General features: G+C 66.3%; 14 protein-coding genes. All 14 read right to left on the reverse strand.

What is annotated here, in order from left to right:
- Window positions 1-6: 6 nt before the first annotated feature.
- The 14 genes from hisG to CAL13_RS00575 all read right to left on the reverse strand — a co-directional run bounded on the left by hisG (window position 7) and on the right by CAL13_RS00575 (window position 15,807).
- On the reverse strand, window positions 7-705 hold the full coding sequence (gene hisG / locus CAL13_RS00510) for an ATP phosphoribosyltransferase (RefSeq protein WP_086055759.1): 699 nt from the start codon (window positions 703-705) through the stop codon (window positions 7-9).
- Between the two features lie 10 nt (window positions 706-715).
- Window positions 716-1,984: a UDP-N-acetylglucosamine 1-carboxyvinyltransferase gene (gene murA / locus CAL13_RS00515; RefSeq protein WP_086055760.1), complete on the reverse strand. Its 1,269-nt coding sequence runs from the start codon at window positions 1,982-1,984 to the stop codon at window positions 716-718.
- Window positions 1,984-2,226 (reverse strand): BolA family protein, encoded by a 243-nt coding sequence (locus CAL13_RS00520; RefSeq protein ID WP_066343036.1) that lies wholly within the window; start codon window positions 2,224-2,226, stop codon window positions 1,984-1,986. Before CAL13_RS00520 ends, murA begins: the two co-directional genes overlap by 1 nt.
- A 12-nt stretch (window positions 2,227-2,238) precedes the next feature.
- Window positions 2,239-3,018 (reverse strand): ABC transporter permease, encoded by a 780-nt coding sequence (locus CAL13_RS00525; protein ID WP_086059139.1) that lies wholly within the window; start codon window positions 3,016-3,018, stop codon window positions 2,239-2,241.
- A gap of 74 nt (window positions 3,019-3,092) precedes the next feature.
- Window positions 3,093-3,890 carry an ABC transporter ATP-binding protein gene (locus CAL13_RS00530; RefSeq protein WP_086055762.1) on the reverse strand — a complete coding sequence of 266 codons (798 nt, stop codon included), beginning with the start codon at window positions 3,888-3,890 and terminating at the stop codon, window positions 3,093-3,095.
- Between the two features lie 101 nt (window positions 3,891-3,991).
- Window positions 3,992-4,612, reverse strand: a complete 621-nt coding sequence (locus CAL13_RS00535) for an MlaC/ttg2D family ABC transporter substrate-binding protein (protein WP_086071191.1) — start codon at window positions 4,610-4,612, stop codon at window positions 3,992-3,994.
- 118 nt (window positions 4,613-4,730) lie between these two features.
- A complete protein-coding gene (locus tag CAL13_RS00540) occupies window positions 4,731-5,621 on the reverse strand; it encodes an MlaA family lipoprotein (protein ID WP_086055764.1) in 891 nt (296 codons plus the stop codon).
- Window positions 5,622-5,730: 109 nt separating this feature from the next.
- Window positions 5,731-6,231, reverse strand: a complete 501-nt coding sequence (mlaD, locus tag CAL13_RS00545) for an outer membrane lipid asymmetry maintenance protein MlaD (RefSeq protein WP_086055765.1) — start codon at window positions 6,229-6,231, stop codon at window positions 5,731-5,733.
- 248 nt (window positions 6,232-6,479) lie between these two features.
- Complete coding sequence (gene mlaE / locus CAL13_RS00550; protein WP_086055766.1) at window positions 6,480-7,268, reverse strand: lipid asymmetry maintenance ABC transporter permease subunit MlaE; 789 nt, start codon at window positions 7,266-7,268, stop codon at window positions 6,480-6,482.
- A complete protein-coding gene (locus CAL13_RS00555) occupies window positions 7,265-8,101 on the reverse strand; it encodes an ABC transporter ATP-binding protein (protein ID WP_086073445.1) in 837 nt (278 codons plus the stop codon). The genes mlaE and CAL13_RS00555 overlap by 4 nt, the downstream gene beginning before the upstream one ends.
- Before the next feature lie 72 nt (window positions 8,102-8,173).
- Window positions 8,174-8,704 (reverse strand): chromate transporter, encoded by a 531-nt coding sequence (locus CAL13_RS00560; RefSeq protein WP_198297694.1) that lies wholly within the window; start codon window positions 8,702-8,704, stop codon window positions 8,174-8,176.
- Complete coding sequence (locus CAL13_RS00565; protein ID WP_086071192.1) at window positions 8,701-9,327, reverse strand: chromate transporter; 627 nt, start codon at window positions 9,325-9,327, stop codon at window positions 8,701-8,703. Before CAL13_RS00565 ends, CAL13_RS00560 begins: the two co-directional genes overlap by 4 nt.
- A gap of 255 nt (window positions 9,328-9,582) precedes the next feature.
- Window positions 9,583-11,049, reverse strand: coding sequence for a glutamate synthase subunit beta (locus tag CAL13_RS00570; RefSeq protein ID WP_086055768.1), 1,467 nt, complete (start codon window positions 11,047-11,049; stop codon window positions 9,583-9,585).
- 18 nt (window positions 11,050-11,067) lie between these two features.
- Window positions 11,068-15,807 carry a glutamate synthase-related protein gene (locus tag CAL13_RS00575; RefSeq protein ID WP_086055769.1) on the reverse strand — a complete coding sequence of 1,580 codons (4,740 nt, stop codon included), beginning with the start codon at window positions 15,805-15,807 and terminating at the stop codon, window positions 11,068-11,070.
- Window positions 15,808-16,004: the final 197 nt, after the last annotated feature.

The following is a 16,004-nucleotide window of genomic DNA, read 5'->3' on the forward strand; positions in this document are numbered from 1 at the left end:
CGGCCATCATGCCACATGGGCCGCGCTGGCCCGTTCGAAAGCGTCCAGCAGCGGTTGCAGCCGTGCCCGGCGCGTTTTCAGCGCCGCCTGGTTGACGACCAGGCGCGAGGAAATCGGCATGATTTCCTCCACCGCGACGAGGTTGTTGGCCCGCAGGGTGCCGCCGGATGACACCAGATCGACGATGGCATCAGCCAGTCCTACCAGCGGGGCCAGTTCCATGGACCCGTACAGCTTGATCAGGTCCACGTACACACCCTTGGCTGCGAAATGCTCGCGCGCCGCCTGTACGTACTTGGTCGCCACGCGCAGGCGGGCGCCCTGGTGCACGGCCTTCTGGTAGTCGAAGCCCGCGGGCACGGCGACGCACAGCCGGCACTTGGCGATGTTCAGGTCGATGGGCTGGTAGAGGCCGCCGGGATGCTGGGCGGCGTGCTCGATGAGCACGTCCTTGCCGGCAATGCCGAAATCCGCGGCGCCGTACTGCACGTAAGTCGGCACATCGGACGCACGCACGATGATCAGCCGCAGGCCGGGATCGCTGGTGGGGATGATGAGTTTGCGGGAATGCTCGGGATTCTCGGCGACCTCGATGCCGGCTTCGGCCAGCAGGGGCAGCGTTTCCTCGAAGATGCGGCCCTTGGATAGCGCCAGCGTCAGCGGCGCGGCGTCCGCTGCGGGTTTCTGGCTGTCCTGCGTCGTCATCGCGTGCTCCTCATGTCTGCTCGCGGCCGGAAATCCGTACGATCTTCGCGCCGAGCTCGCGCAGCTTCGCTTCCATCTGCTGGTAGCCGCGATCCAGGTGGTAGATGCGGTCGACCACGGTTTCGCCGTCCGCCGTCAGTCCGCCGATGACCAGGCTGGCGGAAGCGCGCAGGTCGGTCGCCATGACGGTGGCGCCGGACAGGCGTTTCACGCCGCGCACCACGGCGGTGTGGCCGTCGATGTCGATGTCCGCGCCCAGGCGGATGAGTTCCTGGACGTGCATGTAGCGGTTTTCGAAGATGTTTTCGACAATGACGCCGGTGCCTTCGGCGACCGTGTCCAGCGCCATGAACTGCGCCTGCATGTCGGTGGGAAAGCCGGGGTATTCGTGCGTGCGCACGCTGACGGCCTTGGGCCGCGATTGCATGGAAGCGCGGATCCAGTCGGCGCCGGTTTCGATGGACAGGCCCGCTTCGGCCAGTTTGTCGAGCGTGGCGCCCATGATGGCGGGGTCGGCGTCGCGCAGCACGATGTCGCCGCCGGCGGCCCCGACGGCGCACAGGAAGGTGCCGGCCTCGATGCGATCCGGAATGACGCGGTGGGTGGCGCCATGCAGCCGCTCCACGCCATCGATGACGATGCGGTCGGTGCCGTGCCCCTCGATGCGCGCGCCCATCTTGATGAGCAGCTCGGCCAGGTCGACGACCTCCGGCTCGCGGGCGGCGTTCTCCAGCACCGTGCGGCCTTCGGCCAGGGTCGCGGCCATCATGAGATTTTCGGTGCCCGTCACGGTGACCATGTCGGTGCGGATGGACGCGCCCTTCAGCCGCTTTGCGCGGGCGACGACAAAGCCGTGCTCCAGCGTGATGTCGGCGCCCAGCGCGGCCAGTCCCTTGATGTGCTGATCGACCGGCCGCTGGCCGATGGCGCAGCCGCCCGGCAAACTGACGCGGGCTTCGCCGAAGCGGGCGACCAGCGGCCCCAGCACCAGGATGGAGGCGCGCATGGTCTTGACGAGCTCGTATGGCGCTTCCAGTTTGCCGACCTGGTCGGCCTGGATCGCCACCGTGCCGTCGCCTTCGCGCGTGGCGCGCGCGCCCACGTGTCCCAGCAACCGCAACATGGTCGAGATGTCGTTCAGCTCGGGGACGTTATGCAGCGCAATCGGGTCGGCCGTGAGCAGCCCGGCGCAAAGGATGGGCAGGGCCGCGTTCTTGGCCCCCGATACGGCGATTTCGCCGCGCAGGCGGGCGCCGCCGGTGATGCGTAGTTTGTCCATCAGCGTCCTGCCTTGTATTCGTCGGGGGTCAGTGTGCGCATGGAAAGCGCATGGATTTCGGCCTTCATGCGGTCGCCCAGCGCCGCGTAGACAAGCTGATGCCTGGCGATCGGCCGCTTGCCCTCGAAGGCGCTGCTGACGATCACGGCGTCGAAGTGCGATCCATCGCCCTGCACGTCGATATGCTCACAGGGAAGTCCGTCGGCGATGTATTGGCGAACCTGCTCGGGCGTGGGCAACATGGTCATCTGCGATCAGTTTCGGAGTTTATAGCCGCTGGCGAGGAGCCGCATGGCATATGCGGCCAGCGCCAGGAACACACAGGTCACCACCGCCAGGCTGCGCCACGGCGACACGTCGGAAACCGAGAAGAAGCCGTAGCGAAAGCCGTCGATGGTGTAGAAGATCGGGTTCCAGTGCGATACCCCGCGCCAGAAGGGCGGCAAGGTATGGATGGAGTAGAAGACGCCGGACAGGAAGGTGGCCGGCATGATCAGGAAATTCTGGAAGGCCGCCAGCTGGTCGAACTTCTCGGAAAACAATCCCGCAATGATGCCGAGCGTGCCCATGATGCCGCAGCCCAGCACCGCGAAGGCCAGGATCCAAAGCGGATTCGCGGGCGGCAGGGGCACGAAGAACAGCGCGACCACCCAGACGCACAGGCCCACGGCGATCCCGCGCACGACAGCCGCAATCGTATAGGCCAGGTAGATGTCGCGGTACGACAGCGGCGGCAGCAGGATGAACACCAGGTTGCCGGTGATGCGGCTCTGGATGAGCGAGGAGGACGGATTCGCGAACCCGTTCTGCAGCATGCTCATCATCATCAGGCCGGGGATCAGGAAGGACGTATAGGGCACGGTGCCATATACGTGCAGGCGGTCCTGCAGCACTTGCGCGAACACTAGCAGGTACAGCAGGGCGGTGATGACCGGCGCCGCGATGGTCTGAAAGCTCACCTTCCAGAAACGCATCAATTCCTTGCGTAGCAGCGTGGGGAAGCCCGAACCGGGCGCGGGAACGGCGTCAAGCATCGGCGCGCCGGCGGGCCCGGACGCCGCCAGCAATGCGGCGGCTTCCTTGCGCGCGGCGGAACTTTCAGGCGCGTTCACGACACGACCTCCGTCAGTTGCGTGTCGTCCTCGCGATGCATGATGCGCACGAAGGCGTCTTCCAGATCGACGCCGCCCACCCGGGCGAGCAGCGCCTGCGTGGTGTCCAGCGCGACGATGCGGCCCGCCTTCAGCATGGCGATGCGTCCGCACAGGGCTTCCGCTTCTTCCAGGTAATGCGTGGTCAGCATGATGGTGTGGCCGGCCTTGTTCAGGCGCGAGATGAATTCCCAGAGCGTGCGGCGCAGATCCACGTCCACGCCCGCGGTGGGCTCGTCGAGCACGATCACGGGCGGCCGGTGCACCAGGGCCTGCGCCACCAGGACGCGCCGCTTCATGCCGCCGGACAGCGCACGCATATTGGCGTCTGCCTTGTCGGCGAGCCCCAGGTTGAACAGAACTTCGTCGATCCAGTCGTCGTTCTTGCGCAGCCCGAAATAGCCGGACTGGATGCGCAGGGTCTCGCGCACGGTGAAGAACGGGTCGTACACGAGCTCTTGCGGGACCACGCCCAACGCGCGGCGCGCCAACTGGTAGTCCTGCTGGACATCATGTCCGCAGACGCTGGCGCGGCCCGAGGTGGGGCGAGCCAGGCCCGCCAGGACGGAAATCAGGGTGGTCTTGCCCGCGCCGTTGGGACCCAGCAGGCCGAAGAATTCGCCCGGCTGGATGTCGAGACTGACGTTCTTCAGCGCCTGGAACCCCGGCTGGGCCGTATGGCCCAGCCATTTCTTCCAGCCGGGACGGCGCGGCGCATAGATTTTGGAGACGTTCTCGAGGCGGACGGCGGACATGATACGAAAGAACAGCCCGAAAAGAGCCAATCCGCCATTATAAGGCGCGGTCCGGGTTTCCCCTGGGGATGGCCCCGGGCCGCAAGTGGTTTGTCAGAAATTTACTGGTTGCGCTGGTTCAAAGCCTTGATCAGGCCATCGATGCCGTTCTGGTTGATTTCCTGCGCAAACTGGTTGCGGTAGTTCTGGATCAGCCAGATTCCCTCGACGTTCAGGTCATAGATTTTCCAGCCCCCCGCGGTCTTTTCCAGGCGGTAATCCACGCCGACCGATTGGCCGTTGGACTGGTTGATCGTGCTGCGCACCACGGCGTCGTTGCCGTCGATGTTGGACGACGTCACCTTGATGCTGGTGTTGTTATCGACCCGCGTCAGCGCGCCGCTGTAGGTCCGGATCAGCGTGCCGCGGAAGGCATCGGCCAGCGCCGTGCGCTGCTCCGGCGTCGCCTGGCGCCAGTAGCGGCCGGCCGCCAGCTGCGTCGTCTTTTTGAAATCGACGTAGGGAAGGATGTACTGGTCCACGACCTGGTTCACGCGGCCCAGGTCGCCGTTCTTGACGCCGCCGTCGGTCTTCAGGACCTGCAGGGCCTCGTTGGCCGCTTCCTGCACCAGTTTTTCGGGCGGATCCTGAGGGTTGGCCGCGTGCGCGGACCAAGCCACGGCCAGGCCGATCAGGCCGGCAAAGGCGAGGCGTTGCAAAAGAGAAATCGGGTGAAACTGCATGGTGGCTCCTTCTGAGCGAGGAAACGCGGCCGCGAGTCGAGGCCGCGCCTGGTTGCCAAAATTGTTTGCAAACACGCCGCCGGATCACGCCCGGCGGCCGCGCCGCGTTGCCGCGAAATTACTTGCCCTGAGCGGGGGCCGGTTGTTTGCCGGAGGGCACGCTGCCCGTCGCGCCAGCGCCCGCACCGCCCATACCCGGGCCGGCGGGCGTGGCCGAATTGGTTGAGCCGGCCGGAACGGTGGCTGCGCCGCCGTTGCCGTCTACGCCCTCGTCTTCGTCCTCATAGTTGGGCAGGTTGTTTTCGTCGCCTGCCTTGCGGCCCAGCACCATGGCGGCGCGCCGTTGCAGATAGGCATCGCGGACGAAGCTATACGGATCCAGCGCAACGCGGTCCACCGTGTCGGTGGCGTCAAGCAGGCTGGCGCGGCGGTCCACCACCCACACCCCATACAGGGAGTTGCGGATCGGCACGTTCTCGATGGCACCGATGCTGGTCCATTGGTTGCCGGTGAAGTCGCCCGCCAGCCCGGCGGTATCGCGGACCGTGCTGGATCCCCAGAACGGCAGGACGAGGTACGGGCCCTGCCCCACGCCCCACACGCCGAGCGTCGTGCCGAAGTCGTTGGGGATGCGCTTCGCGCCGTTGGCCGTCGCCACGTCGAAGCAGCCGCCCACGCCCATGGTCGTGTTGAAGAGGAAGCGGCCGAAGGTGTTGATGGCATCCACGCCGCGGCCCTGCAGCATGCTGTTGGCCGCCGACCAGATGTCCCCGACGTTGTTGAAGATATTGTGGATGCAGCTTTGCACCGGTTGCGGCGTGACCTTGGTATAGCCAACCGCGATGGGCCGCAGGACGGCGCGGTCCACCTTGTCGTTGAAGGTATAGACGCCGCGGTTGAAGCCTTCCCATGGGTCGCGCGGGTCCGGATTCTTCACGGTGGCGCAGCCGCCCAGTGCGATGCCGGCCGCCGCCAGCGTCAAAAGTCGAGTCAGGGTGTTGTTCTTCATATGTAAGTCTTGCTGGTGACAGCCAGTCGGCCGGCAGCAATCGCCTTTGGCCGCGCCCCCTCTTCCCCAAGCGGCACGGGCGCGAGCGCGCCGGGATAAAAAATCGCGGTCAGTGCGGTTGCGTCGCCGGCGGGGCGGCCGCGGGCGCCGAGCCCTGCTTTTCCGCCGTGCCGTAAAGGAACTGACTGATGAGGTTCTCCAGAACGACAGCGCTCTGGGTATAACGGATTTTGTCGCCGTCCGCAAAATCGGCGTCATCGCCGCCAGCCGTCAGGCCGATGTACTGCTCGCCGAGCAGGCCGGCCGTCAGGATCGACGCGGAGGAATCCTTGGGAAACTTGAAGTCGGCATCGATGCTGAGGGTGACGACGGCGCGGAAGTTCTTGTCGTCGAAGCGGATGCGGCTGACCCGTCCCACCACCACCCCGGCGCTTTTGACCGCGGCGCGCTCCTTCAAGCCGCCGATGTTGTCGAAATCCGCGGTCAGTTCGTAGGTGGGCGCGAACGAGAACGCGCTCAGATTCCCCGCCCGCAGCGCGAGGAACGCCAGAGCCGCGATGCCCAGCAGCACGAAAAGCCCAACCCAGAAATCGGTTTTTTGACGAGACATAAGTAATCCGTATCAGTTATCCAACGCTACCCGCCGGCCCCCAACCTGCGCGCTCCGCCGCACGGCAGGAAGCGCCCCCGGCCTTCGTGTCCGGCTGGCCTCAACCCAACGTACCCACACCGCTCTTGATGGCATGCACCGGCGTCCCAAGCCCGGGACGCCGCGGATCCGGCTCCGCCGGTCCGCCAGCGTCGCCCCCTTGAGGGGGAGGCGCGCCAGCGCCTCGGGGGTGGGCCTTCCTTCCCACTCTAGCTGAACATCAGCGCGGTCAGCAGGAAGTCCAGCGCCAGCACCGCCAGCGAGCCCACCACCACGGTGCGCGTGGTGGCCCGGGCGACGCCTTCCGGCGTGGGGCGCGCCTGCCAGCCTTCGTAGAGCGCGACCAGGGTGACGGCAATGCCGAACACGATGCTTTTCAGCACGCCGTTGGCCACATCGTCCCATACGTCCACGCCGCTCTGCATTTGCGACCAGAAGGCGCCGGCATCCACGCCGATCATGACCACGCCGACCAGCCAGCCGCCCATGATGCCGACCATCGAGAACACCGCCGCCAGGATAGGCATGGCAATGATGCCGCCCCACAACCGGGGCACCAGGACGCGCCGCATGGGATCCACCGCCATGACTTCCATGGCGGCGAGTTGCTCGCCGGCCTTCATCAGCCCGATTTCGGCGGTGAGCGAGGTGCCCGCGCGTCCGGCGAAAAGCAATGCCGTCACCACCGGCCCCAATTCGCGCACGAGGGACAGCGCCACCAGCAGGCCCAGGGATTCTTCGGAGCCGTACCGCCGCAACGTGTAGTAGCCCTGCAGGCCCAGCACGAAGCCGACGAACATGCCCGAGACGGCGACGATCACCAGGGAATAGTTCCCGATGAAATGCACCTGTTGGGAAACCAGCCGCGGGCGGCGCAGCGCGATCCCGCTCTTGCCCAGCAGGACGCCGAAGAAACGGGTGAAGTAGCCGATGCCGCCGATGGTGTCGATGATCCAGCCGCCCAGGCGGCTGATGGGGCCGGAGGCGGAAGCGCTCATGATTTGCGTCCTTCTTGTGCGGCCAGCCAGCGGTCGAAGGCCGGCGTGTCGGGGTAGTGGAAGGCGACCGGACCGTCCGGTTCTCCGCGCAGGAACTGTCGCACATAGGGGTCGGTGGACGCCGACAGCTCGTCGGGCGTGCCCGCCGCCACCAGCCTTCCCTGCCCGACCAGGTAGACCTGGTCGGCGATGGCGAAGGACTCCTGCACGTCGTGCGTGATCAGCACCGAAGCGCACTTCAGCCGGTCGGACAGGTCGCGGATCAGCCTGGCCGTAATGCCCATGGATATGGGGTCCAGGCCGGCGAACGGCTCGTCGTACAGAATGAGTTCGGGCTCCAGTACCACGGCGCGGGCCAGGGCGACGCGCCGCGCCATCCCGCCGGAAATTTCCGAGACTTTCAAGTGCGCCGCGGCACGCAGCCCGACCGCCTGCAGCTTGTCGAGCACCCGTTCCAGGATTTCGGCTTCACCGTACGACGTATGCTCGCGCAGGGGAAAGGCGACGTTTTCGAATACGTCCAGGTCGGTGAAAAGCGCGCCTTGCTGAAAGAGCACGCCCATGCGCTTGCGCAGGTTTTCCAACTGCGCCGGCGAGACGGAGGCCATGTCCTGGCCGAACACGCAGACCTGGCCGGAGCGCGCCCGCAGCTGCCCCGTGGCCGCGCGCAGCATCGTGGTCTTTCCGGACCCGGAACCGCCCATGACAGCCACCACCTGGCCCGGCGCCACCGACATGGAGATGCCCTGCAATACGGTGAACTCGCCGTATCCCAGGGATACGGCGGAAAATTGGAGGGCGAGGCGGGATGGTTGGCTTTGGACAGTTGGCATCACGGGCATGATCGGGCGGGGAGTCTGTCCCCGCAGCCCGGCATTGTAGCTTGGCAGGCGTGGAGGACTGCGTCAGCCCAAGGCGACGAGGAAAACCAGCGCTCCGCCCGCGAGCAGGATGAAGGGGCTGATGCGCGTGCGCACGAGCAGCAGCGTGGAAACGGCCGCCACCGCCCATGCCCAGGCGCCGCCTTCCGCGGCGCGCAGGATGGTGCAGGAGGCGGCCAGTATCATGCCGGCAGCCACCGGCGCCAGCCCGGCTTCGATTGCCCGGATCCAGCGCCGCCCGTCGTAGCGCTGCCAGACTCGCGCAAGGGTGTAGATGACCACCGTGCTTGGGACGAAGATCGCGAAGGAAGCCACCAGCGCGCCCAGGAAACCTCGCACCTGCCAGCCGACCAGGGTAACGAGCAGCGACCCCGGCCCCGGCGTGATGCGAGACAGTGCGAACAGATCGAGGAATTGCCCATCGTTCATCCAGCCGTAGGCCTGGACTGCCTGCCGGTGGATGTCCGCCACCACGCTCTGGCCGCCGCCCACGGTCAGGAAGGAAAGCGGCGCGAACACCGCGAACAGGTCCCACAGCTGCGAGGCTTGCATCATGGCGGATTGCTTCCTGCGCCGCGGTCGGTTCCGGCGGCCTTTTCGGTCCGCTGCAGGCGCAGATAGGCAAGCGCGATGGACAGGGGCGCCATCGCGCCAACCACCCAGATCAGCGGCAGGCCCGCGACGAAGATCGCGCCGAAGGTCGTCACGATGATAAGGACGGGGATGACTCCGGTGGCGGCGCGATGGGCGGCGCGCAGGCCCATTTGCAACGAAAGTCCGACGGCGGCCGCCGCAACGCCAACCAGCACGCGATGCACGGCGGATGAGTACGCCAGCTCCGAGAAAAGCGCGGCGAGCAGAATGGCCACGATCATGGGCGGGACGATCATGCCCAGCGCCGCCAAGGCGGCGCCGCGACCGCCGCGCAGGCGAAAGCCGATCCAGATGGACAGGTTCACCACATTGACGCCGGGAAACGCCTGGGCCAGGGCCAGTCCGCTCAGGAATTCGGCCTCGGAAAGCCATTTCCGCGACTGCACGAATTCACGCAGCATCCACCCGCTGAGTCCGCCGCCGAAGCTGGTCAGGCCGATCTTGGCGAAGGCCAGGAAAATCTGGGCCAGCGTCGGCGCGCGGGCCGGCCCGGCGGCGGTGGGGGATGCGGCGGATGGGCGCACGATGAGCGGGTCGATGGCCGAATGACAGGATGGCGGGATATTAGCCGCGGACAGTTGTCGGCTGACTTAATGCGCGGGACACGGGAAAGTTAATGCGGGGAACACGGCAAAGCCGCCATGGGCGGGCCGGCGCGCGCGGGGCGTCGAGGAATGACGCGCCCATGAAAAACGACCGCCTGGGCGGTCGTCGCGATCGCTGGCCGAAGCCCGGATCAGGCGGCGGGGCCGGGTCGGCGCGCCCGCAGCCGCGGGGCCTCAACGCGGCAGGTCGCTGTCGCCCATCAGATAGGCATCCACGGCCCGCGCGCACTGGCGGCCTTCCCGAATCGCCCACACCACCAGGGACTGGCCGCGCCGCATATCGCCGGCGGCGAAGACCTTCTCGACGCTGGTGCGGTAGTCATCCGTATTGGCGCGCACGTTGCCGCGCGTGTCGCGGTCCACGCCGAAGGCCTCGAGCACCCGCTGTTGCGGCGACACGAACCCCATGGCGAGCAGGACCAGGTCGGCCTTGACCTCAAACTCCGAGCCTTCGATTTCGCGCATCTTCATCTGGCCGGTGGCTTCGTCCTTGAACCATTCGACGCGGGCGGCGATCAGCTTGCGCACGACGCCCTTTTCGCCGACGAAGGACTTGGTGGTAACGGCCCAGTCGCGCTCGCAGCCTTCCTCGTGCGAGGACGAGGTGCGCAGCTTGGCGGGCCAGTAGGGCCACGTCAGCGCCTTGTTCTCCGACTCGGGCGGCTGCGGCATCAGTTCGAACTGGGTCACCGAAACGGCGCCCTGGCGGTTGCTGGTGCCCACGCAGTCAGACCCGGTATCGCCGCCGCCGATGACGACAACGTGCTTGCCCTTGGCCAGCGTCTGCCCGCTCAGGCGGTCACCGGCCACGGCCTTGTTCTGCTGGCGCAGGAAGTCCATGGCGAAATACACGCCTTGCAGTTCACGGCCCGGCACGGGCAGGTCGCGCGGCGTTTCCGCTCCACCGGCCATGACGACGGCGTCGAATTCCTCGCGCAAGGATTCGGGCGTGCGTGCGCTGAGCCCGTCGGCCGCCGGATCACCCGGGTTGCCGATATAGGTGGATGGGCAGAATTCCACCCCTTCGGCCTCCATCTGGGCGATGCGGCGGTCGATCTGCGACTTTTCCAGCTTGAAGTCGGGAATGCCGTAGCGCAGCAGCCCGCCGATGCGGTCGCTCTTTTCGAAAACCGTCACCGCGTGTCCGGCGCGGGCGAGTTGCTGCGCGCAGGCGAGTCCCGCCGGGCCGGATCCGACCACGGCCACCTTCTTGCCCGTCTTGCGCGAAGGCGGCTGGGGAAGCACCCAGCCCTCTTCCCAGCCCTTGTCGATGATGGCGTGCTCGATGGACTTGATGCCCACCGCATCGTTGTTGATGTTCAGGGTACAGGCGGCCTCGCAGGGCGCCGGGCAAATGCGGCCCGTGAACTCCGGGAAGTTGTTGGTGGAGTGCAGCACGTCCAGCGCGCGGCGCCACTCCTGCCTGTACACCAGGTCGTTCCAGTCCGGGATGATGTTGTTGACCGGGCATCCGTTATTGCAGAACGGGATGCCGCAGTCCATGCAGCGCGCCGCCTGGATCTTGGAAGCGTTGTCGTCCAGACGCAGGACGAATTCGCGCCAGTTCTTCAGGCGGGCGGCGGGCGCCTCCTGGGCCTCGTGCAGGCGCTGGTATTCGAGAAAGCCGGTAATTTTGCCCATGGTATTTCCTGTGATTCCTCAGGCGGCCATCTTCTGCGGATTGGCCGCACGCCACATTTCGCCCAATGCGCGGCGGTAGTCGGTCGGCATGACCTTTACGAACTTGCCCCGCGCGGCTTCCCAGTCGCCCAGGATTTCACGCGCCCGGAAGCTGCCGGTGTAGCGGAAGTGATCTTCGATCAGGCGGCGCAGGATGGTTTCGTCGGTCTCGCGCGGGCCGCCGCGCTGCGCGCTGTGCCACACGTCGATGTTGTTCTGGTTCTGCTGTTCGCTGTGCGGCAGCACGTTTTCCAGCTCGACCATGGCAAGGTTGCAGCGTTCGCGGAAGGTCCGGTCGGGATCCCAGACGTAGGCCACGCCCCCCGACATGCCGGCCGCGAAGTTGCGGCCCGTGGCGCCCAGAACGACGACGGTGCCCCCGGTCATGTATTCGCAGCCGTGATCGCCCGTGCCTTCCACCACCGCGGCCGCGCCCGAATTGCGCACGGCGAAGCGCTCCCCGGCCACGCCGTTGAAGAAGGCCTCGCCGGCCAGGGCTCCGTACATCACCGTGTTGCCGGCGATGATGTGCTCGGGGCCGAAACCGCGGAAGTCGTTGGGCGAACGCACCACGATGCGGCCGCCGGACAGGCCCTTGCCCACGTAGTCGTTGGCTTCGCCCACCAGGTCCAGCGTGATGCCATGCGCCAGGAAGGCGCCAAAGCTCTGGCCAGCCGTGCCATTGCACTGGATGTGGATGGTATCGTCCGGCAGCCCTTCGTGGCCGTAGCGCGAGGCCACCGCGCCGGACAGCATGGCGCCGATGGTGCGGTTGCGGTTGCGCACGGGAACGATGAACGAAACCTTCTCGCCGCGTTCCAGGGCCGGCTTGCAGCGTTCGATCAATTGATGGTCGAGCGCCGCGGCCAGGCCATGGTCCTGCGACTCGGTATGGCGCATGGGGCCGTCGATCTGAGGCTGGTAGAACACGCGGCCGAAGTCCAGGCCGCGCGCCTTCCAGTGTTCGATGCCGATGCGCGTATCCAGCAGATCGGAGCGCCCGATGAGCTCATCGAACTTGCGGATACCCAGCTGCGCCATGATTTCGCGCACTTCCTCGGCGACGAAGAAGAAATAATTGACGACGTGTTCGGGCTTGCCCTGGAATTTCTTGCGGAGGACGGGATCCTGCGTTGCCACGCCCACCGGGCAGGTGTTCAGGTGGCACTTGCGCATCATGATGCAGCCTTCCACGACCAGAGGCGCCGTGGCGAAGCCGAACTCGTCGGCGCCCAGCAGCGCGCCGATCACGACGTCGCGGCCGGTCTTCATCTGGCCGTCGGCCTGCACGCGGATGCGCGAACGCAGGCGGTTCAGCACCAGCGTCTGCTGTGTTTCGGCGAGCCCCAGCTCCCACGGCGTGCCCACCTGCTTGATCGACGACACCGGCGATGCGCCCGTGCCGCCGTCATGGCCGGCGATCACCACGTGATCGGCCTTGGCCTTGGCCACGCCCGCGGCCACCGTGCCGACGCCCACCTCCGACACCAGCTTGACCGAGATCGACGCGCGCGGGTTCACGTTCTTCAGGTCGTGGATCAGCTGCGCCAGGTCCTCGATGGAATAGATGTCATGGTGCGGCGGCGGCGAAATCAGGCCCACGCCAGGAACGGAATAGCGCAGCTTCGCGATGTACTCGGATACCTTGTGGCCCGGCAGCTGCCCGCCTTCGCCCGGCTTGGCGCCCTGCGCCATCTTGATCTGGATCTGGTCGGCGCTGCTCAGGTACTCGGCGCTGACGCCGAAGCGGCCCGACGCCACCTGCTTGATCTTCGACCGCAGCGAATCGCCGCGCAGCAGCGGAACGTCGGCCTCGACGCGGTCCTGGCCCAGCACCGATGCCAGCGTGTCGCCGTCCTTGACCGGGCTCTTGCCATCACGCATTTCCGCGCGATACCGCAGCTCGTCCTCGCCGCCTTCGCCGGTGTTGGACTTGCCGCCGATGCGGTTCATCGCCACGGCCAGCACCGAGTGGGCTTCGGTTGAGATCGAACCCAGCGACATGGCGCCCGTGGCGAAGCGCTTGACGATTTCCTTGGCCGGTTCCACTTCTTCCAGCGGAATCGCGCGCGCCGGGTCGAAGCGGAATTCGAACAGGCCGCGCAGCGTCATGTGACGGCGGCTCTGGTCGTTGATGATCTGCGCGTACTCTTTGTACGTGCGGTAATTGTTGGCGCGGGTGGCGTGCTGCAGCTTGGCGATGGAGTCGGGCGTCCACATATGCTCTTCGCCGCGCACGCGGAAGGCATATTCGCCGCCCGCGTCCAGGTCGTTCGACAGCACGGGATCGTTGCCGAAGGCCGCGCGATGCAGACGCAGCGCCTCTTCCGCCACCTCGAAGATGCCGATGCCTTCGACGGTGCTCGACGTGCCGGTGAAGTACTTCTGCACCAGTTCGCTTTGCAGACCGACGGCCTCGAAGATCTGGGCGCCGGTATAGGACATATAGGTCGAGATGCCCATCTTGGACATGACCTTGTTCAGCCCCTTGCCGATCGCCTTGATGTAGTTCTTCACCGCCTTGTCGGGGTCGGGCATGCGCTCCAGCGATTCCAGCGCCAGATAGGGATGGATCGCCTCGGCGCCGTAGCCGCCCAGCAGCGCGAAGTGGTGCACCTCGCGCGCGGAGCCGGTCTCGACGACCAGGCCGGTGTTGGTGCGCAGGCCGGCGCGGATCAGATGCTGATGAATGGCCGACGTCGCCAGCAGCGCCGGGATGGCGACACGTTCGGCATCGACCAGGCGATCAGACACGATCAGGATGTTGTAGCCGCTGCGCACCGCATCGACCGCGCGCGCGCACAGCGCTGCCACGCGCGCCTCGATACCCTCGCGGCCCCAGGCGGCGGGGTAGGTGATGTCGAGTTCCAGGCTGCGGAACTTGCTGCCCGTCACCTGCTCGATGTCGCGGATCTGCGCCATGGCGGCAAAGTCCAGCACCGGCTGCGACACTTCCAGGCGCAGCGGCGGATTGACGTTGTTGATATCCAGCAGGTTCGGCTTGGGGCCGATGAAGGACACCAGCGACATCACGAGCTGTTCGCGGATCGGGTCGATCGGCGGGTTGGTCACCTGCGCGAACAACTGGCGGAAATAGTTGTAGAACGGCTTGGGCCGGTTCGACAGCACCGCCAGCGGGGCGTCGTTGCCCATGGAGCCGACGGCTTCCTCGCCGGTGGCTGCCATCGGTTCCAGGATGAACTTGTAGTCTTCCTGCGTCCAGCCGAATGCCTGCTGGCGGTCCAGCAGCGATGCCGCCGGCGCAGCCGGCGCGGCGGCCTGCTTGGGCGCGGGCAGGGATTCCAGCTTCACGCGCAGGCGCTCGATCCATTGGCGGTACGGGCGCGCGTTCGCAAGCTGCGACTTGATTTCGGCGTCGTCGATGATGCGGCCCTGCTCCAGGTCGATCAGGAACATCTTGCCCGGCTGCAGCCGCCACTTCTTGACGATGCGGTTTTCCGGGATGGGCAGCGTGCCGGCTTCCGAGGCCATGATGACCATGTCGTCGTCCGTGACCAGGTAGCGGGCGGGGCGCAGACCGTTGCGGTCCAGCGTGGCGCCGATCTGGCGGCCGTCCGTAAACGCTACGGCGGCGGGTCCGTCCCAGGGCTCCATCATCGCCGCGTGGTATTCATAGAACGCGCGGCGGCTTTCGTCCATCTGGGTGTGCTGTTCCCACGCCTCGGGGATCATCATCATCATGGCGTGGGCAAGGGAATAGCCGGAGTTCACCAGCAGTTCCAGGCAATTGTCGAAGGTGGCCGTGTCGGACTGCCCTTCGTACACGATGGGATACAGCTTGGGCAGGTCCTCGCCCAGGACGGCCGACTGCATCATGCCTTCGCGCGCGCGCAGCCAGTTGAAGTTCCCCTTGACGGTATTGATTTCGCCGTTGTGGGCGATCATGCGGTAAGGGTGCGCCAGCGGCCAGGCGGGGAAGGTGTTGGTCGAGAAGCGCTGGTGCACAAGCGCCAGCGCGGAAATCGTCCGCGTATCGGCCAGGTCGCGATAGTAGCGCCCGACCTGGTCGGCCAGCAGCAGGCCCTTGTACACCACGGTGCGCACCGACGCGGACGGCACGAAGTACTCCTTGCCGTGGGCAAGCCGCATGTTCTGAATGGCGTGGCTGGCCGTTTTGCGGATCACGTACAGCTTGCGTTCCAGCGCATCGGGCACCATCACGTCGGCGCCGCGTCCGATGAACAATTGCCGGATCACCGGCTCGCAGTCGCGGACCGCGGGCGACATGGGCATGTCCACATCCACAGGGACATCGCGCCAGCCCAGGACGATCTGGCCTTCGGCGCGCACCGCGCGCTCGAGTTCCTGCTCACAGGCCTGGCGCGATGCGGTTTCCTTGGGCAGGAACACCATTGCGACGCCGTATTCGCCCGGGGGCGGCAGCACCACGCCGCGCTGAGCCATTTCCTCGCGGTAGAGGGCGTCGGGAATCTGGATCAGGATGCCGGCGCCGTCGCCCATCAGCTTGTCGGCGCCCACCGCGCCGCGGTGGTCCAGGTTCTCCAGGATCTTCAGGCCCTGCTGGATGATGGCGTGGCTCTTGCGGCCCTTGATATGCGCGACGAAGCCGACGCCACAGGCATCGTGTTCGTGGCGGGGATCGTAGAGGCCCTGCGCGGAAGGCAGGCCGATGCGGGTGGCGTCGATCGGTTGCGCCGGCGCGGTGCGACAGGCGTCGGAGGAAGGCGGTACGGTCATGGAGCGCTCCAGGCTTGGGGCTGCTGAAAAGAAAGAACTGCCACACTTTGTTGCGGCGCAAGAGGCCACGATACCGTGGACCGGTTTGGCCCGCAAGCGAAACAATGGGGGTGCGTCCCTCATTTACGAGACTCCCGCCCGACGCCGAATTTAACGGGGACGCATCTATAACGAGGCGATTTATTGCTGCAGAACAA

The organism is Bordetella genomosp. 9 (genome assembly GCF_002119725.1).
Classification (GTDB): domain Bacteria; phylum Pseudomonadota; class Gammaproteobacteria; order Burkholderiales; family Burkholderiaceae_B; genus Bordetella_C.

Excerpts from the sequence above, each read along its gene's own strand:
- hisG (WP_086055759.1), bottom strand. The coding sequence starts at position 705 with ATGACGACGCAGGACAGCCAGAAACCCGCAGCGGACGCCGCGCCGCTG.
- murA (WP_086055760.1), bottom strand. The coding sequence starts at position 1,984 with ATGGACAAACTACGCATCACCGGCGGCGCCCGCCTGCGCGGCGAAATC.
- CAL13_RS00520 (WP_066343036.1), bottom strand. The coding sequence starts at position 2,226 with ATGTTGCCCACGCCCGAGCAGGTTCGCCAATACATCGCCGACGGACTT.
- CAL13_RS00525 (WP_086059139.1), bottom strand. The coding sequence starts at position 3,018 with ATGCTTGACGCCGTTCCCGCGCCCGGTTCGGGCTTCCCCACGCTGCTA.
- CAL13_RS00530 (WP_086055762.1), bottom strand. The coding sequence starts at position 3,890 with ATGTCCGCCGTCCGCCTCGAGAACGTCTCCAAAATCTATGCGCCGCGC.
- CAL13_RS00535 (WP_086071191.1), bottom strand. The coding sequence starts at position 4,612 with ATGCAGTTTCACCCGATTTCTCTTTTGCAACGCCTCGCCTTTGCCGGC.
- CAL13_RS00540 (WP_086055764.1), bottom strand. The coding sequence starts at position 5,621 with ATGAAGAACAACACCCTGACTCGACTTTTGACGCTGGCGGCGGCCGGC.
- mlaD (WP_086055765.1), bottom strand. The coding sequence starts at position 6,231 with ATGTCTCGTCAAAAAACCGATTTCTGGGTTGGGCTTTTCGTGCTGCTG.
- mlaE (WP_086055766.1), bottom strand. The coding sequence starts at position 7,268 with ATGAGCGCTTCCGCCTCCGGCCCCATCAGCCGCCTGGGCGGCTGGATC.
- CAL13_RS00555 (WP_086073445.1), bottom strand. The coding sequence starts at position 8,101 with ATGCCAACTGTCCAAAGCCAACCATCCCGCCTCGCCCTCCAATTTTCC.
- CAL13_RS00560 (WP_198297694.1), bottom strand. The coding sequence starts at position 8,704 with ATGATGCAAGCCTCGCAGCTGTGGGACCTGTTCGCGGTGTTCGCGCCG.
- CAL13_RS00570 (WP_086055768.1), bottom strand. The coding sequence starts at position 11,049 with ATGGGCAAAATTACCGGCTTTCTCGAATACCAGCGCCTGCACGAGGCC.
- CAL13_RS00575 (WP_086055769.1), bottom strand. The coding sequence starts at position 15,807 with ATGACCGTACCGCCTTCCTCCGACGCCTGTCGCACCGCGCCGGCGCAA.